Genomic DNA, 23,732 nt, shown 5'->3' with positions numbered 1-23,732 from the left:
CAGGACCGACTTTCATGCCCGTACTCACCTCCCCGACAACCCTCTGGACCGCAGAGCACCTTGGCGCGCTGCGAGACGAGCCATGCCACCAGATCCCGCTGGTCGATGGCACCGCGCTGCAGCACCCGCTGCCGGGGTTTGACCTCTGGGATCTCTGGCCGCTGCAACTGGCTGATGGCAGCACTGCATCCGTCGACGGTTGGGCGCTGTGGTTCGTGCTTTCGGCACCGGCTGGTGAAGACCCCGAAGCGCGGCACGATATTGTCCGCATCCGTCTGATGGCCGAGCGCGGTGGGGCATGGCGCGATCATGGCAATGCCCTGCCGGACGAGCTCAATCCCGGCAGCCGCGAATGGGCTGGTTCCGCGCTTTATGATCCTGAAACGGGTGCGGTGACGCTCTACTGGACGGCATCGGGCCTGCGCGGGGAAGAACCGCGCACTTTCGCCCAGCGCATGTTCGAGACGACCGGGCAGCTGGTCGGCGGCGCCGATCATTTCACGATCGAAGGCTGGACGGCACCGCGCGAGATCGCTGGCGGATCGATCCCGCACTATGTGCAGGTGACGGCCAGCGAAGGCGTGCCCGGTTTCATCAAGGGCTTCCGCGATCCGGCCCATTTCCGCGATCCAGCGGATGGGGCTGAGTACCTGCTGTTCACCGGTTCGCTCAAGGAGGCGACGAGCGACTGGAACGGCTGCATCGGCCTGCTTCGGCGCGAGGACGGCGACTGGGCCGTGCTGCCCCCGCTGCTCAGCGCGGACGGCCTCAACAACGAGCAGGAGCGGCCGCACGTGGTGTTCCATGCGGGACGTTACTACCTGTTCTGGTCAACGCAGCGGAAGGTCTTTGCGCCGGGTGTGCCCAATGGTCCGAACGGGCTTTACGGCATGGTGGCCGAGCGCATGGAGGGGCCGTGGCTGCCGCTCAACGGTAGCGGGCTCGTGGCCGGCAATCCGCCCGAGGCACCGGTGCAGACCTATAGCTGGTGGGTGACGAGCGACCTCACGGTCCACGGCTTCGTTGATTACCCGAACTCGCTCAAGGGCAATGACCACGGCGATGCAGCGTGGCGCCGGGCGCATTTTGCCGGGGTGCCGGCGCCGGTGTTCCGCCTCGTTCTGGACGGCACGCACGCGGAAGTCGCGGCATGACCGCCCCGGCGCGCTATGGCCTGATCGAGGCGGGCGGCACAAAGTTCGTGCTCGGCGTGGCCGATGCCGAGCGCACGATCATGGCACGGACACGCATCCCGACGACGACGCCCGAGGAAACGCTGGGCGCGGCAGTGGAGTGGTTTGCGGCGCAAGGCGGAGCCTACGCGGCATTCGGCATTGCCTCGTTCGGGCCGCTCGATCTCGATCCCGCCTCGCCCGATTTTGGCTGTGTCCGCGCGACGCCCAAGCCGCACTGGAGCGGGGCAAGCCTGATCGCGCCCTTCATGGAGCGCTTCGGTGTGCCGGTCGCGATCGACACCGACGTCAATGGCGCGGCGCTTTCCGAAGCACTGTGGGGCGCGGGTGCCGGTCTGGGCTCAGTGCTCTATCTCACCATCGGAACCGGTATCGGCGGCGGGTTCTGCAGCGACGGCCAACTGCTGCGGGGGCTTTCGCATCCGGAAATGGGCCATATCCGGATGCCGCGCCATCCCGAGGACATGGACTTCGTAGGCAGCTGTCCGTTCCATGGCGATTGCCTCGAAGGCTTGGCCTGCGGGCCGGCGGTGACCGCACGGTGGGGCCAGTCATTGTCCGAACTGCCCGAGGACCATCCCGGCAAGCGCATCATCGCGTGGTATATCGGCCGCGCGCTGGCAACGTTCCAGACGGTGATGGAACCCGCCCGCATCGTGCTCGGCGGCGGGGTGACAGCCACCGAAGGCCTGCTCGACCTGATCCGCGCAGAAGCGCTGGCCGCGAACGGCAGCTATACCGTGGGCAAGATCGACGAGCTGATCGTGCCGCCGGGCCTTGGCGACAACGCGGGGCTGCTCGGCGCGCTGGCCTTGGCGCTCAGGTAGATTCGCGCACAAGCAGGCGCGGCTGGAGGATGACCGAGTGGATCTCCTCCCCCGCGATGCGCTGGATCACGCTGGTGACGAGGTTCTCGGCGCCCTGCTCCAGATCCTGCGCGATCGTGGTGAGCGGCGGCATCGTATGTTCGCCCAGCGGCAGGCCGTCATAGCCGATCACCTTCACGTCGCCGGGGACTGAAAGGCCCTGCTCCGCCAGCACGCGCATGGCGGTGACGGCGATGACGTCCGAGGCCGCGACAACGCCGTCAGGGCGGTGGGCCTTGGCGCGGAAATACTTGCCGATCTCGCCTTGAGCGGCATCGGCGACGAGATGGGTTGGCACCACGCTGAACTGGGCGCCGGAACGCTCCACCACCGAACGGCAGCCTTCGAGCCGCTGGCCGATTTCGATCGCACGGGCATCGCCGAAGAACACGATATTGCGGCAGCCGCGCTCCAGCAGGTGCTGCGCTGCGAGCGCGCCGCCGCGGAAGTTGTCCGACCCCACCGAGCAATGCGCCTGCCCCGCGATATGCGAGCCCCAGACGACGAGCGGACGATAGAGTTCGGCCACGCGGTCCAGCACGGCGGACTGGTCCGACTGGCCGATCACGATGATCCCGTCCGACTGGCCCGAGCGCGCCAGCTTGAGCAGCCAGTCCTCGTCCGCCGGCACAACGCGCGAAAGGAGGAGGCTGTAGCCGCGGTTCGTCAGCTTGTCGGCCAGCAGGCCGAGCAAGGTGATGAAGAACGGATCGGAGATGTTCTGCCGCACTTCGTGGCCAAGCGGGATGACCACGCCGATCGTGTTCGTCTTGCGCATACGCAGGTTGCGTGCAGTGGCGTTGGGCGTGAAGCCGTGCTTGCGCGCGAGCGCGACGATCATGTCGCGCGTGGCGGGCGTGACGAGGTTCGATCCCGACAGCGCGCGCGAGACCGTGCCGCTGGTGACACCCGCCAGCTCGGCAAGTTCCTTGAGGGTCTTGGGCCCGGTCATCGTGAAAGCATCATGGCAATGTCTGGTCTTCAGACGGAGGTGGGGACGACATCGAAGGCAATGTTGAGCCGCTCTCCCGCTGCGAATGGATAAGTGCCATGCCACAGGATGGAGGGGAAGGCCACTACGTGTCCCACGTGCGGCGGTATTACTGCATAGGGGTCCAGCGTAACACCGAGCTCGGGCGGAGGCGCACCGAGATGCAGGGCGCCAGCCGGAGCCGCGCCGGGATCATCGGGCAGCGCGACATAGAGCACCGCAGAGAACCAGCCGACAGGATGGCTGTGGGTGACATTGAAGCCCCCGGCCCCAAGGCGCACCGACCAGCTGCCCGAGATCTGCAGGCCGCCGCGAGCGCGCCCCAGAACGGGGTGGCGCGGATCCGGCGGCGGCAAGTTGGCAACGAAATCGCGCAGCGCCTCCATCAGACGGGCACGGACAGTGCCGAGCAGTGGCTCATGCCGGAGGAGGATCGAGCGATCCGTCTGCGTACCATGCCGCACCGATTGTTCGGCGTAGGGCAGCGATGCGGTGTGCAGGCGGCGCAGCAGGGCGGCAAGGTCGGTGATCTCGGCAGCGGACAGGCCCGGATCGAGGACGCCGTGGAGCACCGGATCACCATCCAGCCAGGCCGCGTTCGGGTCGCCCAGCATCCGCCAGGCGGTCGAGAGATAGGGCCAGACCTGCCCGGCCAGCCGCGTGGCCGTGAGCGGCAGCGCAAGGTCGCGCGCGGCCGCGGCATCGCCGGCCCTGAGCGCGGTGCGGATGCGGCAGAGAACGAGGAATTCGTCGTCCGCGCCGGTCAGCGCGGCGAGACGGGTCTGCGCTTCGCCAAGCGCGCCGCATTCGCTGGCGAGGAAGGCGCGCGCCACTGCCAGCGCGCGGGTTTCGCCGAGATGAGCCCCGGCTTTATCGAGGATGCGGCGCGCAGCGGGCCAATCGCGCTGCTGCGCGCGCAGGGTGAACCAGCCGAGCCAGAGCCCCTGATTGCGCGGCTGCGCGCGGACCGCCTCGGCAAAGCCGGCGTCGTAGGTCTCTGCATCGCCGTGGCTGTAGCGCAGGCTCGCAAGGACGCGCTGGCCATCGAGCCAATCGGGCCGGGCGGCAAGCGCGCGCGTCAGCACGGCTTCTGCCTCAGCATGATGACCTTCCGAAGCGAGAGCAAGCGCGTGGTTTCGGAGGACATCCGGATTTTCTGGCCAGCACCGGACGGCCTCTGCAAAGAGCGCTGCGGCGGGGTGGCCGAGTTCGTAGGCCGATTGGGCGCGCAGGAATGTCGTCAGCGGATCGGTCGGCGCAAGGCGCGCGGCTTCGGCAATGGCGCGGTCGGCACCGGCCATGTCCTGCACGGCGCGCAAGGCCCGTGCCTTTTCACGCCACACCTCGGCCTCAAACGCAGCGGACATGCGCTTCAGGCCGCAGCTGCCGCGCCGGTAAGGCCGGCGATGAAGCTTTCGTGGCTTGGCAGGCGGGCGGCTTCAGCGGCCATGGCGGCGCGCAGCTTGGCGAGATAATCACGCGCATCGATGCCGCGGAACTCGATCAGAGGATCGAGACCTTCGGGATAGTTGTGCTGGCCGATGTGCACTGCAAGCCACGAGGCGGGCGCGAACAGGTCCATCTCGCGCGCGATCAGGCGTCCATGGCGGCGGAAGTGTTCCAGCTTGAGCGCCAATGTCTCCGGCACGTCCATCGCGGAAACGTAGCGCCAGAGTTCATGATCCTGCCGCTGCGTGAGCTTGTAGTGGAGGATGATGAAATCGCGGATGCGGTCCGTCTCGGCATGGGCAATGCGGTTGAACTCGTCAATCGTGGCGGGATCGAAATCGCGATCGGGAAACAGGCCGATGAGCTTGGAAATGTTGGCCTGGATCAGATGGATCGAGGTTGATTCCAGCGGTTCGAGGAAGCCGCTGGAGAGGCCGACGGCGATGACGTTGCGGTTCCAGTGCTGCTTGCGGCGGCCGGTGCGGAAGCGCACGAAGCGGGGATCACCCAGCGCTTCGCCATCGAGGCGCGAGGCGAGCAGCTCGGCAGCCTTGTCGTCCGCCATGAACTGGCTCGAATAGACATAGCCGTTGCCGATGCGGTGCTGCAGCGGAATGCGCCACTGCCACCCGGCCTCGCGCGCGGTGGAGCGAGTGTAGGGCGTCGGTTGCCCCGCCTGCGCGCAGGGCATGGCGACGGCGCGGTCACAGGGGAGCCAGTGGCTCCAGTCCTCGAACCCGGTTTTCAGCGCGCCTTCGATGAGGAGTGCACGCAGGCCCGAGCAATCGATGAAGAGATCGGCTTCCAGCTTGCGGCCGTCTTCCAGCGTGACGCTTTCGACGAAGCCGGTCTCACCATTGAGCGAAACGTCGCCGATCTTGCCCTCCACGCGGGTGACGCCGCGCGCTTCGGCATGGCGGCGCAGGAACGCGGCGTAGAGCGAGGCATCGAAGTGGTAGGCATAATCGAACGTGGAGAGCAGCGAGCGCTGATCGGGCACCGGGCGCGCCATGCGTCCGCTCCGCGCGATGTGCCAGGCCATCGAGAGGTCTTCGAGTGGGAAGGCGCCCGGCTCGCTCCGGGTCCGCAGCCAATACTGGTGAAGCGGCACCATATCGAAGTTGCGGCCATGCGGGCCGAACGGATGAAAATAGCGGCTGCCGACTTGGCCCCAGTCGACGAATTCGATGCCGAGCTTGAAGGTGCCGCGCGTCTCGCGGATGAAATCGGCTTCGCTGATGCCCAGCGTTTCATTGAACAGGCGGATGGGGGGGATCGTCGCCTCGCCCACACCGACGATGCCGATTTCGTCGGATTCGACCAGCGTGATCCTGCAATCCTGCCGCAGCATGGTGGCGAGCATCGCCGCTGTCATCCAGCCGGCCGAGCCGCCGCCGACGACGAGCACTGAACGGATCCGGCGATCACTCTGGTTCACTAGCTATCCCCTGCCAAAGTGCCCTGCCGTTTCCCGGCACAGGCCATTGCTTACGCAAAAAAGGGTGGGTGCGGAACCATTGGCCGCACCCACCCCCTTTGAAGTCACCCCACCCTTGCGGGCGGGCTTCAGCCCTTAGAAGCTGAAGCGCACCGAGGCGTTCACGTTGCGGCCAAGCACCGGCGCGATGCCACCGACGAACGTACCGTTACCCGGCTGATAGTCCGTTCCGGCCGGCCCGAGCGGGGTCAGCTTGTTGAACAGGTTGTAGACGTTGACGCCCAATTCGAGGTTCTTGATCGGGCGAACCTTGAGGTTTGCGCCAACCACGCTGCCACCCGGCCACTCGTTGCCAGCGCCATCGAGCGTGCTGGTCACGCCGGTGATGTTGGCCCCCAGCGCGACCATGTCGTTGACATCGTAGTTCGCGGCGAAGGTGTACGAGAGGTCGGGAATGTTGTTCGACCGCGAGAACACCGAGCCCGGTGCCGAGGGCTGCTTCTTCGACTTGTTGTACGTCATGTTGGCCAGGAGGCTGAAGCCGCCCATGTTCAGCGTGCCGTAGAACTCCGCACCCGTCGTCTTGTACTTGTCCGAGATGATGCAGGTGAAGGTCGTCGGGCTGCCCGTGACGATCGGGCAGATCGTCTGGCTGAGCTCGAACGTCGTGATGTTGAAGTGGCTGTGGTACGCGGTCAGTTCGACCGTGTAGCGCGCCGCGCCGATGTTGCCGCGGTTCTTCAGGCCCACTTCGTACTGGTACACGTTGTTCGAAACCGCCGTGTTGCCGCGATCATTGAGCGTGCCATTGGCATTGAAGTAGCCGCTGAAGCTCAGACGATCGGCGTTGGCGCGGACGCCCTTCGAAGCGCGGACGAACAGGTTGAGGTTGTCCGCCGGCTTGAAGCTGGCACCCACCGACCACGAGGTGGTCGCCTTGGTGTAGTTGATAACCTCACGCGCGCCATCGGGCAGGTAGTAGGGCAGGCTGACCTGCTGCGATGCGCCCGTCACCGGGTTCACCGCATTCTGCGTGATGAAGTGCGTCACCGCATCGCCCACAGCCGGGTTGGCGTTGATGCCCGAACCCGTACCCTTGTTGATGTCGTGGCGGACCGAGGCGTCGAGTTCGAACTTGCCCACGTCGAAGATGAAGTCGGCGTAAGGCGCGTTGTCGGTGAAGGTGTAATCGTAGGTGCGGGCGCAGCAGCCGCCCCAGTTGTTGTTATAACCGGTGAAGCCGTTGGCGCTGAGCAGGTTGCCAGCCGAATCGAGCAGGTCGATGGGCGAGGCAGCGGGGGTCAGCGAAGCGTTGAACTGGTTGGGGTGCCAATCCATCGCGACCTTCTGGTTCATGTAGAACCAGCCGGCGGTCAGGTTGGCCTTCACCGCGCCGAGATCGCCCTGCCAGTTGAGCTTGGCATCGTTGACGAAGCTGCCGACGTCGCGGATCCGCGTGTAGACCGAGACGTTGTTGTTGTAGAACGCTTCGGCGACATCCTTGCCCTTGTCCGGGCCAGCCGAATAGACCGCGCGGGCGACCACGCTGCCGTTCTTGGTCGAGCCGATCAGGCCCGACAGCGGCGAGACGCTGAGGAAGTTCGACGAGAAGCCGCCGCTCATGTTGGTGTAGCGGGCGTTGTTGTCGACGGTGATGCCGTTGTCGAACTTGTAGTGCAGCTGCGCCTGGATCGACTGGGCATTGGTGGTGATGCCGTTCAGCGGGGTGCTGGCAAGACCGCCGCTGTTGAAATCGACGTAGTTGACGTTGGTGTTGTAGGGCGAGAAATTCGAAGCGCGACGCGGATCGAAGCCCGGGCACGCGGTGAGGCCGGAAACCTTGCCGCCGGAGAGATTGCCGCAGGCGATGCCGCCCTGCGTGTTGGGCTCCTGCGTGTCCTGCGCCTTGAAATAGAGGCGGAAGAAGCCGCGGTTGTCGTCGAACTCGCGGGTGATGTTGCCCTTGATCAGGTACGACTTGCTGAGCTGGTAGCCCGAGTGCCACGGACCATCACCGGCGCCGTAGTAGCCGCCGATATTGAAGTGGGTCTTGTCGTCGATCGCGCCCGAGAAGCGGAAGCTCGCGCGGGTGTAATCGTAGGTGAGGTTGCGCTCGACCTGAACATAACCGCCTTCGCTGCGGTCGGTCTTGCTGATGTAGTTGATGACCGCGCCCGGCGCCTGGCTGGCGAGAGTGGCGGCGGTGCCGCCGCGGATCGCGTCAACGCGGGCGTCGATCGGGCTGGACTTGGTCCAGTAGTCGTTGTTGCCGAACTGGATATCGCCGAACAGGACGGTGGGGAGGCCATCTTCCTGCAGCTGGACGAAGGTGGCGCCGCCGGTGGCGACGGGCAGACCGCGGACGGCGAAGTTGCCGTTACCGCCCGGACCCGAAACGTTGGGCTGAAGACCCGGCAGCAGGCGAAGCAGATCGCCTTCCGACATCGGGCGGAAGTTGGCGATGATCGCCGAATCGACCGACGAGATCGAGACCGAGCTGTCGAGCTTGCTCTTGGTGCCGGTCGAGGCGGTGACGACGATTTCGCTCAGCGTATCGGCGGGCGCGTCGGTGGCGGCGGTTTCGGCAGCGGCAGGCGCGGCGGATTGCGCGTGCACCGGCGCCGCAAGGCCGGCGACAGCCAGCGCAAGGACGGATGCACACGATTGAATCACAGTTTGCTTCACAGGTCTCTCCCCGGGTTGCGAGCACTTTTGTGCGTGCTTACGCGGCGAATCGATTGGCTGATTCGCCTTCGTGCAGCTTCCTTGGCAAAGGCACTGGCGCCTTGCAAGCATCAATTCAAGCGATTGAATCAAGAACCGGGCACAAGGCTCGACCTGTGGCTTCCATGTCACGCCTGCCGGATGCGGCCTGTATCGAAGCCCCGCCCTGCCAACCGCGCGCTATATCTCCTCGTAGTGCAACCCGCCCCTCCCCGGACCAACGCCCCTCTTGACGTTTACGTAAAGTGGAAGGATGGAGGGAGCAGGAGACCGGCCCGCCTTGCGCGCCCGAGTCCCGTCGCATCGCGGCCGTAAAGGCCCTGAATGAAAAGGGAGAGCACCATGCATCTGGATTTCAGCCCCGAGGACCTCGCCTTCCAGCAGGAAGTGCGGGCGTTCATCGCCGAGAACTATCCGGCCGAGCTGCGCGGCAAGCAGGATGAAGGCGACGAGCTTTCGAAGGAAGACTTCCTCTCGTGGCACAAGGTGCTGGCGAAGAAGGGCTGGGTCGCCCCCGCATGGCCGGTCGAATACGGCGGCACCGGCTGGACCGCGACGCAGCGCTACATCTGGTCGGAAGAGACCGCGCGCGCGGACTGCATCCGCCTGATGCCCTTCGGCCTCTCGATGGTCGGCCCGGTGATCTACACCTTCGGCACACCCGAGCAGAAGGCCAAGTTCCTCCCCCGCATCCTTTCGGGCGAGGACTGGTGGTGTCAGGGCTATTCTGAGCCGGGTTCGGGCTCTGACCTCGCCTCGCTGCGCACCAAGGCGGTGCGGGATGGCGATCACTACGTGGTCAACGGCCAGAAGACCTGGACCACGATGGCGCAGCACGCCGACTGGGGCTTCTTCCTCGTCCGCACCGATCCCGATGCCAAGCAGCAGGAAGGTATCTCGTTCCTGCTGATCGACATGAAGACGCCGGGCATCGAAGTGCGCCCGATCATCACGCTGGGCGGCGAACACGAAGTCAACGAAGTGTGGCTCGAAGACGTGCGCGTGCCGGTGGATCAGCGCGTTTATGAAGAGAACAAGGGCTGGACCTGCGCCAAGTTCCTGCTGGCGCACGAGCGCACCGGGATCGCGGGTGTCGCCGCTTCGAAGCGCGGGATCGAGAAGGTGAAAACCATCGCCCGCGCCGAGATGGACGGCGACAAGCCGCTGATCGCCAACGCCTTCTTCAAGCGCAAGATCGCCGAGCTGGAAATGGACCTCACCGCGCTCGAGTTTACCGAGCTGCGCAGCCTTGCGGGTGAAAGCGCCGGCAAGGGTCCGGGGCCGGAATCGAGCCTGCTGAAGATCAAGGGTTCGGAAATCCAGCAGCGCCTGACCGAGCTGACGCTGGAAGCGGTGGGCCACTATGGCGCGCCCTATTTCCGCGGCTTCGGAGAGGGCGACAACGAGCATCCGATCGGTCCGGACTACGCGCACCGCGCCGCGCCCAGCTATTTCAACACCCGCAAGACGACGATCTACGGTGGTTCCAACGAGATCCAGCGCAACATCATCGCCAAGATGGTGCTGGGGCTCTGAGAAAATGACACGAGGCCGCCGCAGGCAAAAGCCGCGGCGGCCCTTTAGCGGGATTTGAGGACAATGGATTTCAGCTACACCGAAACGCAGGGCATGCTGCGTGACACGCTCGCGCGCTTCCTTGCCGACACCTATGATTTCGAGACGCGCAAGAAGATGCTGCTGCGCCCCGAAGGACGCGATCCCGGCATCTGGCAGGCGCTGGCGACCGAGCTCGGCATTCTGGGCGCGCCCTTTGCCGAAGAGCACGGCGGCCTTGGCGGCGGCGCGCTCGAGAACATGATCATGATGGAAGAGCTGGGCAAGGTCATCGCGGTCGAGCCTTACCTCCAGACCGTCGTGATCGGCGGCGGCGCGATGAAGCGCGCGCCTTCAGCCATGGCCGATGCGGTGATCCCCGAGATCATCGCGGGCAATGCCGTGATCGCGTTCGCCTATGCCGAGCCGCAGGGCCGCTATGACCTCGCCAACCTGCGCACCACCGCGAAGGCTGATGGCTCAGGCTACGTCCTTTCGGGCCACAAGGCGGTCGTCTACGCCGCGCCGTGGGCAACGCACCTCCTCGTCACCGCGCGCACCGGCGGCAGCCAGCGCGAGCGCGGGGGCGTCGAGCTGTTCCTGATCGATGCTACCCTGCCCGGCATCGTGCGCCGCGACTACCCGTGCGTCGACGGCTTCCAGGCAAGCGAGATCTACTTCGAGAACGTGGCTATCCCAGGCGATGCGCATATCCCCGGCGGGATCGATCTGATCGAGCTGCTGGTCGATGAAGCCACCGTCGCTGTTTGCGGTGAGGCCTGCGGGGTCAGCCGCAAGTTGCACGAGGGCACGCTCGACTACATCAAGCAGCGCAAGCAGTTCGGCCAGCCGATCGGCAAGTTCCAGGTGCTGCAGCACCGCATGGCGGACATGTTCGTCGAAATGGAGCAGATCGCCTCGATGGCGCTGATGGGCGCGCTGAAGCTCGAGTCGCCGGCTGCCGAACGCAAGGCGGCAGTGAGCCTCGCCAAGGCGAAGGTCTCGCGTTCGATAAACTTCGTCGGGCAGAACGCGATCCAGACGCACGGGGGCATCGGCATCACGGTGGAGCTGGCCATCGGCCACTACTTCAAGCGCGCCACCATGATCGAGAACCAGTTCGGCTCGGCCGACTTCCATCTCGGCCGGTTCGAGGATCTGACGCTGGCGGCGTAAGAAACGCCGCCTTGGCTCCCCTCCCCGGCGGGGAGGGGTTGGGGGAGGGGGCTCGGCGCTTCAAACCAGAGCTGCCGCGCACCCCCACCCAGCCTCCCCCGAGCGGGGGAGGGGCCTGTCGTGCTTGTTGCGGGGTAGCGCTTACGCCATCCCCGCCAGCCGCTCGCGGATGATTGCATCGGCCTGCGCCATGATGCGGTCCACCAGTTCCTTGCACGTCGGGATATCGTGGATGAGCCCGGCGACCATGCCGCAGCTCCACGCGCCCGCTTCCATGTCGCCTTCCATCATGATGCGCGGATAGACGCCCGCGACTTCCTCGATGATGTCCTCGAACTTGATGTCGGGGCCGAGGCGGCGTTCCTTTTCAAGCAGGCGCTCGACCGCGGCATTGGTCAGCACGCGCTCGGTATTGCGCAGCGGGCGCATGACGAGGCGGGTGTCGAGTTCGGAAGCCGCAACCAGCGCCTGCTTCACCTTCTCGTGCACCGGCGCTTCCTTGGTCGCGATGAAGCGCGTGCCCATGTTGATGCCTTCCGCACCCAGCGCCAGCGCGGCGACGAGGCTGCGGCCATCGGCCATGCCGCCCGAGGCGACGAAGGGAATGGTCAGTTCCTCAGCCGCGCGGGGGAGCAGGATGAAGTTCGGGATATCGTCCTCGCCTGGATGGCCGCCGCATTCGAAGCCATCGACCGAGATCGCATCGCAGCCCACATTCTGCGCCTTCACGCTGTGGCGCACCGAGGTGCACTTGTGGATCACCTTGATCCCGGCGTCCTTGAAATAGGGCAGGAACGGCGCGGGGTTGTTGCCCGCGGTTTCAACCACCTTCACCCCGCCTTCGATGATCGCGCGGATATAACCGGGATAATCGGGCGAATTGACCGTGGGCAGGAAGGTGAGGTTCACGCCGAACGGCTTGTCGGTCATGTCCTTGCAGCGCGCGATTTCATTGGCGAGATCGGCAGCGGTCTTCTGCGTGAGGCCGGTGATGATGCCAAGGCCGCCCGCGTTGGAGACGGCAGCAGCCATTTCAGCAAAGCCGACATAGTGCATGCCGCCCTGGATGATCGGGTGCTCGATGCCGAACAGTTCGGTAATACGGGTCTTCATATGTGCTCTCTCCCTTTGGCAGGGAGATTGGCCAGCACGAGGCCCACGCGCAAGAGGGGCAGCGCTGCTATTTCTGGCAGCTAGCGCAGAAGAACGTCGAACGTCCGCCCTGCACCACGCGGCTGACCGGCTTGCCGCAGGCGCAAGGATCGCCTTCGCGCCCATAGACGCGCCAGTCCTTGGCGAAATAGCCCAGCTCGCCATCGGGGCGCACATAATCGCGCAAGGTCGAGCCGCCGGCGCGAATCGCTTCCTCGAGCACGGCGCGGATTTCGGGCACGAGCCGGTTCAGCGCAGCGCGGCTGACCTTCCCGGCCTCGCGCTCCGGGTGGATCTTCGCGCGGTGAAGCGCCTCGCAGACGTAGATATTGCCCAGCCCCGCGACGATCTGCTGATCGAGCAGGAGCAGCTTCACGGCGGCGAAGCGGTTCTCGAAGGCCTTGGCGAGATGCGCTGACGTGAGGCCCGGCCCAAGCGGCTCTGGCCCCATCGCGGCGAACTGCGGCCATTGCTCAAGCGCGCCGGTATCGACGAGATCGACCGAGCCGAAGCGGCGCGCGTCGTTGAGCGCAAGCGTCCGCCCCGCCCCGGTTTCCAGCACCAGATGATCGTGCTTGCCGATTTCATCGGGATCGATTCGCCAGCGCCCACTCATGCCAAGGTGGAACACCATGGTCTGGTCGCGGTCCGTATGGATGAGGCCGTACTTGGCGCGGCGGCCGAGACTGGTGACCCGAGCGCCGGTCAGTGCCTGCACCAGATTGGGCGGAAACGGGCGCCTGAGGTCCGCGCGGCGGGTCTCGATACGCGCGATCACCTGTCCATCGAGGACATGGGCTAGGCCGCGGACGGTGGTTTCGACTTCGGGTAATTCGGGCATGACACAATTGCCCCTAACAGGCTTTGCCGTCGCGGCAATTCCCACGTAAAGGCGCGGGGTATGACTGACGCAACTGCTGCCGAGCCCGAAACCGTCTCCTTCGGCTATGAGGAGGTGACCCCGGAAGAAAAGACCGAGCGCGTGGGCGCGGTGTTTTCGTCCGTCGCCAAGAGCTACGACCGGATGAACGACGCCATGTCGGCAGGCATGCACCGGCTGTGGAAGGACCGCTTCGTGCGCCGGGTGAAGCCGCGTGAGAGCGAAACGATCCTCGACATGGCGGGCGGCACTGGCGACATCGCGTTCCGCATGGCGCGGCACGGCGCGGCGATCACGGTTTCGGATATCAATCAGGACATGCTCGATGTCGGCATCGAGCGCGCCGAAAAGCAAGGCATTCAGGGCCTGACATGGTCGCGCCAGAACGCCGAAGAGCTGACCTTCGGCGACAAGACCTTCAACGCCTACACGATCGCGTTCGGCATCCGCAACGTGACGCGGATCGACAAGGCGCTGGCCGAAGCGCACCGCGTTCTGAAGCCGGGCGGGCGCTTCTTCGTGCTCGAATTCTCGACCACCGAATGGCCGGGGTTTGCGCAGGCCTATGACTTCTACTCGCACAAGATCGTGCCGCAACTGGGCCAGATGATCGCGGGCGATGCCGACTCGTATCGGTATCTCATCGAATCGATCCGGCGTTTCCCCAAGATGCGCGAATTCGAAGGGATGATCCGCTCCGCCGGGTTCCGCCACACCAAGGTCGAGCCGATCCTTGGCGGCGCCGTGGCGATCCATTCGGGCTGGAAGATCTAGGACCGCCCCCTTGCTGCGCCACACGACCCATATTCGCCGCCTGCTCGGCTGGGGCATCACGCTTGCCCGGCACGGCGCGCTGATCGGCATCGAGAACGATCGCAACGCGCCGCCGCCGGTCCGCCGACTGGCAAAGCTGGCGCGGTGGGCCTCGTTCACCGGCAAGAACCGCGAGCGTGACTATGCGGGGGCCTTCCGCGCCATCGGCCCCGCCGCGATCAAGCTGGGGCAGACGCTGGCGACACGCCCCGATCTGGTCGGGCCGGGGCCGGCGGAAAACCTGCTCAAGCTGCAGGACAAGCTGCCGCCCGTTTCCTTCGCGCTGATCCGCAAGGAGATCGAGGAGAGCTTCGAACGGCCACTCGAATCGCTGTTCGCCGAATTCGAGGAGGAACCAGTCGGCGCGGCGTCGGTGGCGCAGGTTCACCGCGCAGTGACGACCGATGGCCGCAAGGTTGCGGTCAAGATCTTGCGCCCCGGTGTGCGCGAAAAATTCGCTGCCGACATCGCAACTTACGAATGGGCCGCAGCGCATCTCGAAGCCTTTGGCGGCGAGGCTTCGCGGCTGCGTCCGCGCATGGTCATCGCCAACTTCAAGCGCTGGACCTTGCGCGAGCTTGATCTGCGGCGCGAGGCGGCCTCCGCCTCCGAGCTGGCCGAGCAGATGCACGCCTTCCCCGGCTACCGCGTGCCGAACATCGATTGGGACCGCACCAATGGCCGGGTGATGACGCTCGATTGGATCGACGGCATCAAGATCAGCGACAACGCAGCGATCGACGCCGCCGGACACGACCGCAAGGCCCTCGCCAGCCGGCTCGTCATCGCGTTTCTGCGGCAGGCGATCAGCGGCGGGTTCTTCCACGCCGACATGCACCAGGGAAACCTGTTCATCGAAGCCGACGGCACGATCACCGCGATCGACTTCGGCATCATGGGCCGGATCGACCGCCGCGCGCGGCAGTGGCTGGCAGAAATCCTCTACGGCCTGACAACGGGCAACTACACCCGCGTCGCCGAAATCCACTTCGAGGCGCAGTACGTGCCGAGCTATCATTCGGTGGCCGAATTCGCGACGGCGCTCAGGGCAGTGGGCGAGCCGATGCGCGGCAAGCCGGTGAGCGAGCTTTCGGTGGGCCAGATGCTCGACGGGCTGTTTGCGATCACCCGCGACTTCGACATGCAGACCCAGCCGCACCTGCTGCTGCTGCAAAAGACCATGGTGATGGTTGAAGGCATAGCCACGCAGCTCGATCCTTCGATCAACATGTGGGACGTGGCCGCGCCCTTCGTGCGCGACTGGATCCGCGACGAACTGGGCCCCGAAGCCGCGATTGCCGACCGCATCCGCGAGAACGTGAAGACGCTGCTGGGCCTACCGGACCTTGTCCGCAGGGTGGAGGAACGCTTCCCGCCCAAGGGCGGCGCACCCGAAGATCCGCCCCTGCCACCGGCCGTGCTGATCGGCGATGGCGGCGGGTTCAAGTGGCTGGGCTATCTGCTGGCCGGCGCGCTTGGCGCAGCGGCGAGCACCGGGATCATCCTGCTCGGACCCTGGTCGTGATGCGGGGCTGATGTGGGCCACACGGCTCCCCTCCCCGGTCTGCGCCTGCCCAAGCGCCACTTCAACGCGCTCGACCTGTCGCGCCTGCTCGCGGCCTGCGCGGTGCTGTTCTGGCACTACCAGCACTTCTTCGTGCCGCCGGTGGACTTCCAGTTCCATGTGAACCGGGCGAAAGTCTCGCCGTTCTACCGCGAGCTTTGGTGGCTGTTCGATTATGGCCACGTCGCTGTGCAGTATTTCTGGGCCGTATCGGGCTTCGTCTTCGCGCATGTCTACCTTGCCGATGCCGGCGCGCGCGGGCGGTTCTGGCTGGCGCGGGTGGCGCGGCTCTGGCCGCTGCATCTGCTGACGCTGGCGCTCGTGGCCTTGCTGCAGGCGGCTTATAACGGGGTGAACGGCACCGAGTTCATCTACCACCATCAGGACCTCAAGCACTTCGCCTTGAGTCTCGGCCTGGCGCATTACTGGGGCTGGCAGGCAGACCAGTCCTTCAACGGTCCCTCATGGTCGCTCTCGACCGAGATCCTTGCCTATGCCGCGTTCTGGCTGCTGCTGCCGGGCTTGCGCAAATCGCCCACCATGCTGGCGCTGACGGCAGCGGTTCTCGCGCTTGCGCTGTTCTTCCTGAAGGCGCCGGACGGGCCGGTCCTGACGTGCATCGGCTACTTCTTCGGCGGTGCGGCGGTTTATGGCGCGGCGCTCAAGGGCGGTCTGCGCGCTGGTGTGCTGGTCGCACTGGCGGCGATGTTCACCATGACGGCGCTGTGGCTCGGGCTCAGCCTCCATTTGGGTGACGCGGCGACGCTGGCGGGCACGTTTGCCGCGCTGTTTGCGGTATTGGCGATCGACACCGCCGACCGGGACGACAAGCTGGCCGTAGCGCGGCATCTCGGCGATGCCTCCTACGGCGTCTACCTCTGGCACTTCCCGATCCAGCTTGCGCTCGTGCTGTTGATCGATGGCGTACTGGGTTCGCGCGGGATCGCGCGGCAGCCCGCGTTCCTGCTGTTTTTCGTCGGCGCGAGCGTGCTGGCGGGCTTTGCCTCGCACCGCTGGTTCGAACGGCCGGCGCAGAAGCTGGTGCTGAAGCTGGCGGCAAAGCGGCGCGAGCCAGCGCTGACAGCCTGAGGCCCGCGCAAAACGGATTGCGCCTCCCCGCGAGGCATTGCACAAGCGCGGCCATGCAGGGAAAGCGCATCCTTCTCATCATTGGCGGCGGCATCGCGGCCTACAAGGCCAGCGAACTCGTGCGGCTGATCCGCCGCGAGGGTGGCACCGTTACCTGCGTGCTGACCAAGAGCGGCACGCAGTTCGTCACCCCGATGACGCTTGCTGCACTGAGCGAGAACGAGGTGCACACCACGCTGTGGGACCTCGATGCCGAAGCGAAGATGGGGCACATCCAGCTTTCGCGGAATGCCGATCTGGTGGTGGTCTGCCCGGCGACGGCGGACCTCATGGCCAAGATGGCGGCGGGGATCGCAGACGACCTCGCCACCACGCTGCTCCTCGCGACCGACAAGCCGGTGCTGGCCGTGCCCGCCATGAATGTGCGGATGTGGGAGCATCCCGCCACCCGCCGCAACGTGGCGACGCTGCGCGGCGACGGCATCGAGGTGATGGAGCCCGACGAGGGGCCGATGGCCTGCGGCGAATTCGGCCCCGGCCGCCTGCCTGAACCGCCTGTGATCCTTGCCGCGATTGCCGCCAAGCTGGGCAGCACACCGTCCGGACCGCTGGCGGGCAAGCATGTGCTGGTGACGGCAGGCCCGACGCATGAGCCAATCGATCCGGTGCGCTACATCGCCAACCGTTCGAGCGGCCGACAAGGCTTTGCGATTGCGGCGGCGGCTGCCCGGCTGGGCGCGCGGGTGACGCTGGTCGCTGGACCGGTCACGCTGCCGACGCCGCCCGGAGTGACCCGCATCGATGTCGAATGCGCGCGGGAGATGGCCGCTGCCGTGGCAACCGCGCTGCCCGCCGATGCAGCTGTCATGGTCGCCGCCGTGGCAGACTGGCGCGTCGCTTCGGAGGCGGATCAGAAGCTCAAGAAGGATGGCTCGGGCGTCATTCCGCCGCTTTCCTTGACCGAAAACCCGGACATTCTCGCGCGGCTCGGCGCATCGCCTGATCGCCCGCGCCTGCTGGTGGGCTTTGCCGCCGAGACCGAGCACGTAGTGCCCCATGCGCAGGCCAAGCTCATCAAGAAGGGCGCGGACTGGATCGTGGCAAACGACGTTTCGGGAGATGTGATGGGCGGCCACCTCAACGCGGTGCACATCGTTCGCGCGGACGGAGTGGAGAGCCTGCCCGAAATGCCCAAGGACGCGGTCGCCGCCGCGCTGGTCGAGAGGATTGCCGATGCACTCAGCTGAGCCCGTGCCCGTGATGGTCAAGCGCCTTCCCGGTAACGACGACCTGCCGCTGCCAGCCTATGCCACAGCAGGTGCGGCGGGCATGGACGTGGTTTCGGCGGAAGACATCGATATCGCACCCGGTGCGCGCCATGCGGTGGCGACGGGGCTGGCCATGGCGATCCCCGCAGGCTTCGAGATTCAGGTGCGCCCGCGCTCGGGTCTGGCGCTGAAGCACGGCGTTACCGTGCCCAACACGCCCGGCACGATCGACAGCGACTATCGCGGCGAGTTGAAGGTCATCATGATAAACCTCGGCGCGGAGACCTTCTCGATCCGCCGGGGCGACCGCGTGGCACAACTGGTGCTCGCGCCGGTGACGCAGGCAAGCTGGCTGGAAGTCGAGGAACTGGATGAGACCGCGCGCGGCGCGGGCGGGTTCGGTTCGACGGGGGGCCTTGCGGCGCTCCCCGGCTGAACCGAACCGCTGCGGGCAATCAGCCCTTCTTCTTCTTTTCCGGCGCGATCGAGATCTTCACCGTTTCACCGTTGTGGCCGGGGAAGCCGGTGAACATCGCCTCGACCAGATTGGGCACGAGGTAGGGCAGGCGGTTCGAGGTCGAGGCCGCCTCTGCCTTGCCTTCAAACAGGCGCTTGCCATCGGCGCGGCGGTCGATCTTCATGTCGATCCCGCTGGTGTAGACGGTCACCACATCGACGTTGTTGTAGCCGCCGCCGTAGAAGAACGGATCATAGAACCCGTAGCCCCAGGGCCCGCCGAAACCGCGACGGCCCCAGCCGCCGCCCCAGCCCGGACCCCAGCCGGGACCGATGCCGCCCCAGCCCGGACCATACCAGCCGCCCCAGTAGGGATCGCCGATACCGGTGGTCCGCACCTTGTCGCGGCCCTTGTCGACACCGTAGTCGAACTGGACGACAAGATCGGCAGCCTGCGGGCTGGTCGCGGGCACATAGCCCACCTTCTGCAACTGCGCCGCAACGAGGCTGGCGTACTGCGAGAATTCGAGGCCGCCGGCATTGCGCGGATCCTGCGGGATGATCGCGAAGGTCTGGCCGGCAGGCGCAGGCAGCTCGGCCTGGAAACGCGAGACATTGGCATTGAACGGCGTGGCGCAGCCGCCAAGCGCGAGCAGCAGGGGCGCTGCCAGCATGGCGAAGCGATTACGCATGGGCATCAGACTCATATCCGGCAACTCCTTGGTGCATGAGCCAGCTCCCCTGTCAGCCAGCACCGCCTCTATTGGTAGCACCCAAAAGAGTGCGCGTCAGGTGCTGAATGCCGGTTGAACGATGGGGCAAAAACCCCGCGATTCCGGGAGGTTCGAGTGCCTATTCGTCCATCTGATGCAATTTGTTACACCCCCGCAGTGCAAGGAATACCCAGCAACGGATGTTAACCGCGCAGGAGACCAAGCGCCGCGTAGGCGCGCTCAAGCGTGGGCGCCGCAAGCGCCTTGGCCCGTGCCGCACCATCCGCCAGAATCGCATCGAGCGCAGCGGTATCGGTGCGTAGATCGCGGTAGCGTGCGGTGATCGGCGAAAGCTTCTCGACCAGCAGTTCGCCCAATGCCGGCTTGAACGCGCCGAAGCCCTGCCCGCCAAACTGCGAAAGCACGTCAGCCTGGCTCATCCCCGCCATCGCAGCATAGATGCCGACGAGGTTGGCCGCCTCAGGACGGCCTTCGAGGCCTTCCTTTTCGCTCGGCAACGGCTCGGGATCGGTCTTGGCCTTGCGCACCTTCTGCATGATGGCATCGGCATCGTCCGTCAGGTTGATGCGGCTCATGTCCGAGGGGTCGGACTTCGACATCTTCGCGCCGCCATCGCGCAGGCTCATGATCCGCGCCGCTTCGGGCGGGATGATCGGCTCGGGCAGAGTGAAGACGGGCGCTTCTTCAGATGCGAAGTCGTTGTTGAACTTCTGCGCAATGTCGCGCGCAAGTTCGAGATGCTGCTTCTGGTCCTCGCCCACCGGCACGTGTGTTGCCTGATAGAGCAGGACATCTGCGGCCTGCAGCACGGGGTAGGTGAACAGCGCGACCGAAGCGCCTTCACGGTTCTTGCCCGCCTTGTCCTTCCACTGCGTCATGCGGTTGAGCCAGCCCATGCGCGCAGTGCCGTTGAGCAGCCATTGCAGTTCGGCGTGAGCGGGAACCTGCGTCTGGTTGAACAGGATCGAGCGCTTGGGATCGATCCCGCAGGCGACCAGCGCGGCGACCATCTCGCGCGTTCCGGCGCGCAGCTCGGCGGGCACGTGCGGCATCGAGATCGCGTGGAGATCGGCGAGGAAATAGAGGCACTCGCCGCCTTTCGCGGTCCATTCGTCCTGCATCGCCACCCAGTTCCGGATCGCGCCCAGATAGTTGCCAAGGTGGAGATTGCCGGTGGGCTGGATGCCCGAAACGATACGCATGGGTCGTGTCACTCTAGGTTAGAATTGGCTAGGTTAGGTTTGGGCTGGGCCGCGTTTGCGACGCAGGAGAAGTTGGAGGTCAGCCTTCGAGAATGCGCCGAGGATGATCGCGCTGAGCCCATAGACGAGCCCGCCCGCCGAAACCAGCACCGCCAGCGCCAGGAAGCGCACCAGCCAGGTGCCGTGGACATACGGCATGAGCAGGCCCTGCCCCGCCCATAGCACCACGCCCATGGCCAGCGCGGCGAGCGCGAGGCGGGGCACGCGGCGACGGAGGCGCGCATCGGTGGTGAACTGTCCGCGCGCCACCAGCGTGCGGTAGAGCATCGCCACGTTGACGGTGGAGGCAATCGCGGTCGCCAGCGGCGGGCCGACATGCTGCAACGGCAGGATCAGCGCGAGATTGAGGACGAGGTTCACGACCATCGAAATCGTGGCGTAGCGCACCGGCGTAACCGTATCCTGCCGCGCGTAATACCCCGGCGTGAGCACCTTCACGAGGATGTAGCTGGGCAGGCCGATCGAGAAGGCGGCAAGCGCCTGCGCGGTGAAATGCGCGTCTTCCGGCGTGAAGCGGCCATAGCCGAACAGCGCGGCGGCTATCGGTTCGCCGCACAGCACGAGCGCGACGGTTGCAGGCAGCGTGAGCAGCAGCGCAAGTTCGAGCCCACGGTTCTGCGTTTCCATGGCGCCTGCTTCGTCGCCACCCCCGAGCTGGCGCGAGATCGTAGGGAGCAGCACGGTGCCAAGGCCAATGCCGATCAGGCCGAGCGGGAGCTGGTTCAGCCGGTCCGCCATGTAGATGTAAGTCACCGAACCATGCGCGAGGAGCGATGCGGCGAGTGCGGTCGAGATCACGAGGTTGATCTGCACCGCACCGGCCCCCGCTGCCGCCGGCCAGATCAGCGCCATCAGCCGCTTCACATCGGCATCGAGGCGCGGCATCCGCAGGCGCAGGCTAACCCCGGCCCGGCGGCAGGCCCAGACCAGCCACGCCAGCTGCAGCGCGCCCGAGACCGAAACGCCGATCGCCTGATTGCGCGCGGTTATCATCGGGTCCGCCGAATGGAACAGCAGCAGCGCCGCGATCAGCGTGAGGTTGAGGAGGATCGGCGCCGCCGCATTGACCCAGAACTTGTGCAGAGAATTGAGGATCCCCCCGCACAGCGAGACGAGGCTGATCAGCATCAGGTAGGGGATCGTCATCCGCGAAAGCGCGACGGCAAAGGCGAACTGATCCGCGCTGACCCCGTTGAACTGGCCTGAAAGCACGAACGTGACCGGCCACGCGAACACTTCGAGCAGCGCGGTCATCAGCACGAGGGTGGGCAGCAGCACGGCGAGCGCGCGCTCGGCAAAGTCGAGCCCGTCGGGCAGGCCCTTGCCTTCCGGATTGCCAACCTTGCGGTTGAACATCGGAATGAAGGCGGAAGCGAACGCGCCCTCGGCGAAGAGGGCGCGGAACATGTTGGGCAGGCGGAAGGCGACAAGGAATGCGTCGGACGCGAAACCTGCGCCCACGTAGCGAGCAAACAGGCTGTCGCGAACGAGCCCGAGCACGCGGCTGGCGAGCGTGAGCCCGCCAATCGTGCCGGTCGCCTTCAGGAGGTTCATGGCGCCTGCCTGATGGCCGGATGCCCTATGACCGGATGGGGCATGAAGCCCGCCGGATCAGGCCTGACCGGCGGTGCCGGCGGCCAGTTCTTCAGCCTGACGGGCCTGAAGCTGCTGCAGGTAGAGCCCGTTGAAATCGATCGGCTCGAGCAGCAGCGGCTGATAGCCCGCATCGCGCACGGCATCCGAAATGATGCGGCGGGCGAAGGGGAACACCAGGCGCGGGCCTTCGGCGAAGAGGAACGGATGGGCCTGCTCCTCGGTCACGTTGCGCATCCCGATAAGCGCGCCGTAGAGCAGCTCGACGGCATACTGGGTGCCCTGCGCCGTCTTCGAGGTGGCGGTGATCTTCATCTCGATCTCGTGCACATCGGGGCCGAGCGGGCGGGCGCCGATGTTGAAATCGATCGACACATCGGGTGCATCGGTCCAGCCGTAGCTGTCCGGCGCATTGGGGTTCTCTACCGAGAGATCCTTGATGTACTGCGAGATCAGGCCGATCGCGGGGCTGGTGTCTTCACCGTTCGGGACAGGTGCGCCAGAATCGTGGTTGGGCGCGTCGAGATCGAGCGGGGTGATGATATCGCCTTCTTCGGCCATGATCGTTCTTTCGTGCGAATGAATTGAAGAGATTGGCGCGCCGCCTAGCATCTGCCGCAGAACGGGGCAATCGCGCTCGCACGGGAAGTCCCCCCAAGCCCGGCTTCACGCACGATTGCGGCAGGGTGCACCTTGAGGCAGGCGAAAAACCGCCTCAGGAAGCCATTCCGGGTGCCGTCCACGCGTTGTTCATTTGTATTTCGTAACCACATAGGGCACGATGACCTCTTGGCAGCGATCGGGACCCGCAGGCCCGACTACTGCCCAGATTATGCAGGATGTGGCCTTGTGATTGTTGAAATTGTGATTCTCGCCATGATCGCAGCATTCCTGGGCCTGCGACTCTATGCAGTACTGGGCCGCCGTCCGGAGCAGAACGAGGAGCCGCTGCGCCGCCGCGTTGAGCAGCCCGATCCCTCAAGCGCGCCGCGCGCCCTGGCGCCGCGCCTGCCGGAAAAGACCGCTGCCGCCCCGCGCGCGCTGCCGCTGCCGCAGGATAGCCAGCTCGATTTCCGCGCCGAAGCGGGTATCCGCGCCATCGTCGGTGCAGATCGCCGCTTCGATGTCGGCCAGTTCCTTGCCGGGGCACGCGGTGCTTATGGCATGGTGCTCGAAGCGTTCTGGCGCGGCGACAAGGATGAACTTTCGCAGCTGTGCGACAGCGACGTCTACGCCGGGTTCGCCGAAGCGATCGACGCGCGCAATGCAGCCGGCGAAGCGGTGACGGCCAACCTGATCCGCATCGAGGAAGCGCGCATCGTCGATGCCAGCTACACCGCGCCCCGCGCACGGGTCACCGTCCGCTTCGTGGCTGATGTCGCCTCGGTCACCCGCGACGCAAGCGGCGCGGTCGTCGCCGGCTCGCTCGACGATGCCATTGAAACGCGCGATGTCTGGACTTTCTCGCGCGATCTCACTTCGCGCGATCCGGACTGGGTGGTCGACGAGACCGACGAGGCCTGATTTCGC

20 protein-coding genes are annotated in these 23,732 nt (G+C 65.7%); 10 read left to right on the top strand and 10 right to left on the bottom strand.

Annotated features, from left to right (window positions below; all coding sequences use genetic code 11):
• Positions 1–14 precede the first annotated feature (14 nt).
• Positions 15–1,154 (top strand): glycoside hydrolase family 68 protein, encoded by a 1,140-nt coding sequence (locus NSE01_RS14970; RefSeq protein WP_147160449.1) that lies wholly within the window; start codon positions 15–17, stop codon positions 1,152–1,154.
• Positions 1,151–2,020, top strand: a complete 870-nt coding sequence (locus NSE01_RS14965) for an ROK family protein (protein ID WP_147160448.1) — start codon at positions 1,151–1,153, stop codon at positions 2,018–2,020. Before NSE01_RS14970 ends, NSE01_RS14965 begins: the two co-directional genes overlap by 4 nt.
• Here NSE01_RS14965 and NSE01_RS14960 read toward each other — a convergent pair.
• From NSE01_RS14960 to NSE01_RS14945, 4 genes are all read right to left on the bottom strand, one after another.
• Positions 2,013–3,011 (bottom strand): LacI family DNA-binding transcriptional regulator, encoded by a 999-nt coding sequence (locus NSE01_RS14960; protein WP_147160447.1) that lies wholly within the window; start codon positions 3,009–3,011, stop codon positions 2,013–2,015. The two genes, NSE01_RS14965 and NSE01_RS14960, sit on opposite strands and share 8 nt — an antisense overlap.
• Positions 3,012–3,040: 29 nt before the next feature.
• A complete protein-coding gene (locus tag NSE01_RS14955; protein WP_147160446.1) occupies positions 3,041–4,417 on the bottom strand; it encodes a putative 2OG-Fe(II) oxygenase in 1,377 nt (458 codons plus the stop codon).
• A 5-nt stretch (positions 4,418–4,422) separates the two neighbouring features.
• Positions 4,423–5,874, bottom strand: a complete 1,452-nt coding sequence (locus NSE01_RS14950) for a tryptophan halogenase family protein (protein ID WP_246135233.1) — start codon at positions 5,872–5,874, stop codon at positions 4,423–4,425.
• A 198-nt stretch (positions 5,875–6,072) separates the two neighbouring features.
• Positions 6,073–8,622, bottom strand: coding sequence for a TonB-dependent receptor domain-containing protein (locus tag NSE01_RS14945; protein ID WP_147160444.1), 2,550 nt, complete (start codon positions 8,620–8,622; stop codon positions 6,073–6,075).
• 381 nt (positions 8,623–9,003) lie between these two features.
• Here NSE01_RS14945 and NSE01_RS14940 point away from each other — a divergent pair, with 381 nt between their 5' ends.
• Entirely contained in the window at positions 9,004–10,197 is a 1,194-nt protein-coding gene (locus NSE01_RS14940) for an acyl-CoA dehydrogenase family protein (RefSeq protein ID WP_147160443.1), read from the top strand.
• 63 nt (positions 10,198–10,260) lie between these two features.
• Positions 10,261–11,391, top strand: coding sequence for an acyl-CoA dehydrogenase family protein (locus NSE01_RS14935; protein WP_147160442.1), 1,131 nt, complete (start codon positions 10,261–10,263; stop codon positions 11,389–11,391).
• Between the two features lie 141 nt (positions 11,392–11,532).
• Here the strand turns inward: NSE01_RS14935 and NSE01_RS14930 are convergent, their stop codons facing one another.
• A complete protein-coding gene (locus NSE01_RS14930; protein WP_147160441.1) occupies positions 11,533–12,504 on the bottom strand; it encodes an NAD(P)H-dependent flavin oxidoreductase in 972 nt (323 codons plus the stop codon).
• A gap of 67 nt (positions 12,505–12,571) precedes the next feature.
• A complete protein-coding gene (mutM, locus tag NSE01_RS14925) occupies positions 12,572–13,384 on the bottom strand; it encodes a bifunctional DNA-formamidopyrimidine glycosylase/DNA-(apurinic or apyrimidinic site) lyase (RefSeq protein ID WP_147160440.1) in 813 nt (270 codons plus the stop codon).
• A gap of 60 nt (positions 13,385–13,444) precedes the next feature.
• On the opposite strand from mutM, the gene ubiE reads away from it, so the two are divergent.
• Genes ubiE through dut form a run of 5 tightly spaced genes read left to right on the top strand, consistent with a single transcriptional unit; the run spans position 13,445 to position 18,593 of the window.
• Positions 13,445–14,197 carry a bifunctional demethylmenaquinone methyltransferase/2-methoxy-6-polyprenyl-1,4-benzoquinol methylase UbiE gene (ubiE, locus tag NSE01_RS14920; protein ID WP_147160439.1) on the top strand — a complete coding sequence of 251 codons (753 nt, stop codon included), beginning with the start codon at positions 13,445–13,447 and terminating at the stop codon, positions 14,195–14,197.
• Between the two features lie 10 nt (positions 14,198–14,207).
• A complete protein-coding gene (ubiB, locus tag NSE01_RS14915) occupies positions 14,208–15,761 on the top strand; it encodes a 2-polyprenylphenol 6-hydroxylase (RefSeq protein ID WP_147160438.1) in 1,554 nt (517 codons plus the stop codon).
• Between the two features lie 12 nt (positions 15,762–15,773).
• Entirely contained in the window at positions 15,774–16,889 is a 1,116-nt protein-coding gene (locus tag NSE01_RS14910; protein WP_147160437.1) for an acyltransferase family protein, read from the top strand.
• Between the two features lie 53 nt (positions 16,890–16,942).
• Positions 16,943–18,136, top strand: coding sequence for a bifunctional phosphopantothenoylcysteine decarboxylase/phosphopantothenate--cysteine ligase CoaBC (coaBC, locus tag NSE01_RS14905; RefSeq protein ID WP_147160436.1), 1,194 nt, complete (start codon positions 16,943–16,945; stop codon positions 18,134–18,136).
• The gene (gene dut / locus NSE01_RS14900) at positions 18,123–18,593 is read left to right on the top strand and encodes a dUTP diphosphatase (RefSeq protein WP_147160435.1); all 471 of its coding nucleotides are present in this window, start codon (positions 18,123–18,125) and stop codon (positions 18,591–18,593) included. The genes coaBC and dut overlap by 14 nt, the downstream gene beginning before the upstream one ends.
• Positions 18,594–18,612: 19 nt before the next feature.
• On the opposite strand, the gene NSE01_RS14895 is transcribed toward dut, so the two are convergent.
• From NSE01_RS14895 to secB, 4 genes are all read right to left on the bottom strand, one after another.
• Positions 18,613–19,320 carry a DUF4136 domain-containing protein gene (locus tag NSE01_RS14895; RefSeq protein WP_147160434.1) on the bottom strand — a complete coding sequence of 236 codons (708 nt, stop codon included), beginning with the start codon at positions 19,318–19,320 and terminating at the stop codon, positions 18,613–18,615.
• A gap of 209 nt (positions 19,321–19,529) precedes the next feature.
• On the bottom strand, positions 19,530–20,549 hold the full coding sequence (gene trpS, locus NSE01_RS14890) for a tryptophan--tRNA ligase (RefSeq protein WP_147160433.1): 1,020 nt from the start codon (positions 20,547–20,549) through the stop codon (positions 19,530–19,532).
• Positions 20,550–20,582: 33 nt separating this feature from the next.
• Complete coding sequence (gene murJ / locus NSE01_RS14885; protein ID WP_147160432.1) at positions 20,583–22,163, bottom strand: murein biosynthesis integral membrane protein MurJ; 1,581 nt, start codon at positions 22,161–22,163, stop codon at positions 20,583–20,585.
• A gap of 57 nt (positions 22,164–22,220) precedes the next feature.
• On the bottom strand, positions 22,221–22,763 hold the full coding sequence (gene secB / locus NSE01_RS14880; protein ID WP_147160431.1) for a protein-export chaperone SecB: 543 nt from the start codon (positions 22,761–22,763) through the stop codon (positions 22,221–22,223).
• Positions 22,764–23,051: 288 nt separating this feature from the next.
• Between secB and NSE01_RS14875 the strand changes: the two genes are divergently transcribed.
• Positions 23,052–23,726 carry a Tim44/TimA family putative adaptor protein gene (locus tag NSE01_RS14875; RefSeq protein ID WP_147160430.1) on the top strand — a complete coding sequence of 225 codons (675 nt, stop codon included), beginning with the start codon at positions 23,052–23,054 and terminating at the stop codon, positions 23,724–23,726.
• Positions 23,727–23,732 lie beyond the last annotated feature (6 nt).

Origin of the sequence: Novosphingobium sediminis (genome assembly GCF_007991615.1) — a bacterium.
GTDB lineage: Bacteria > Pseudomonadota > Alphaproteobacteria > Sphingomonadales > Sphingomonadaceae > Novosphingobium > Novosphingobium sediminis.
Note: the sequence above shows the minus strand (reverse complement) of the source record. Positions and strands in the feature narration are given on the sequence as shown.

Excerpts from the sequence above, each read along its gene's own strand:
- NSE01_RS14970 (WP_147160449.1), top strand. The coding sequence starts at position 15 with ATGCCCGTACTCACCTCCCCGACAACCCTCTGGACCGCAGAGCACCTT.
- NSE01_RS14935 (WP_147160442.1), top strand. The coding sequence starts at position 10,261 with ATGGATTTCAGCTACACCGAAACGCAGGGCATGCTGCGTGACACGCTC.
- NSE01_RS14940 (WP_147160443.1), top strand. The coding sequence starts at position 9,004 with ATGCATCTGGATTTCAGCCCCGAGGACCTCGCCTTCCAGCAGGAAGTG.
- mutM (WP_147160440.1), bottom strand. The coding sequence starts at position 13,384 with ATGCCCGAATTACCCGAAGTCGAAACCACCGTCCGCGGCCTAGCCCAT.
- trpS (WP_147160433.1), bottom strand. The coding sequence starts at position 20,549 with ATGCGTATCGTTTCGGGCATCCAGCCCACCGGCAATCTCCACCTTGGC.
- murJ (WP_147160432.1), bottom strand. The coding sequence starts at position 22,163 with ATGAACCTCCTGAAGGCGACCGGCACGATTGGCGGGCTCACGCTCGCC.
- NSE01_RS14965 (WP_147160448.1), top strand. The coding sequence starts at position 1,151 with ATGACCGCCCCGGCGCGCTATGGCCTGATCGAGGCGGGCGGCACAAAG.
- NSE01_RS14895 (WP_147160434.1), bottom strand. The coding sequence starts at position 19,320 with ATGAGTCTGATGCCCATGCGTAATCGCTTCGCCATGCTGGCAGCGCCC.
- NSE01_RS14955 (WP_147160446.1), bottom strand. The coding sequence starts at position 4,417 with ATGTCCGCTGCGTTTGAGGCCGAGGTGTGGCGTGAAAAGGCACGGGCC.
- dut (WP_147160435.1), top strand. The coding sequence starts at position 18,123 with ATGCACTCAGCTGAGCCCGTGCCCGTGATGGTCAAGCGCCTTCCCGGT.
- coaBC (WP_147160436.1), top strand. The coding sequence starts at position 16,943 with ATGCAGGGAAAGCGCATCCTTCTCATCATTGGCGGCGGCATCGCGGCC.
- ubiE (WP_147160439.1), top strand. The coding sequence starts at position 13,445 with ATGACTGACGCAACTGCTGCCGAGCCCGAAACCGTCTCCTTCGGCTAT.
- NSE01_RS14930 (WP_147160441.1), bottom strand. The coding sequence starts at position 12,504 with ATGAAGACCCGTATTACCGAACTGTTCGGCATCGAGCACCCGATCATC.
- secB (WP_147160431.1), bottom strand. The coding sequence starts at position 22,763 with ATGGCCGAAGAAGGCGATATCATCACCCCGCTCGATCTCGACGCGCCC.
- NSE01_RS14950 (WP_246135233.1), bottom strand. The coding sequence starts at position 5,874 with ATGACAGCGGCGATGCTCGCCACCATGCTGCGGCAGGATTGCAGGATC.
- NSE01_RS14960 (WP_147160447.1), bottom strand. The coding sequence starts at position 3,011 with ATGACCGGGCCCAAGACCCTCAAGGAACTTGCCGAGCTGGCGGGTGTC.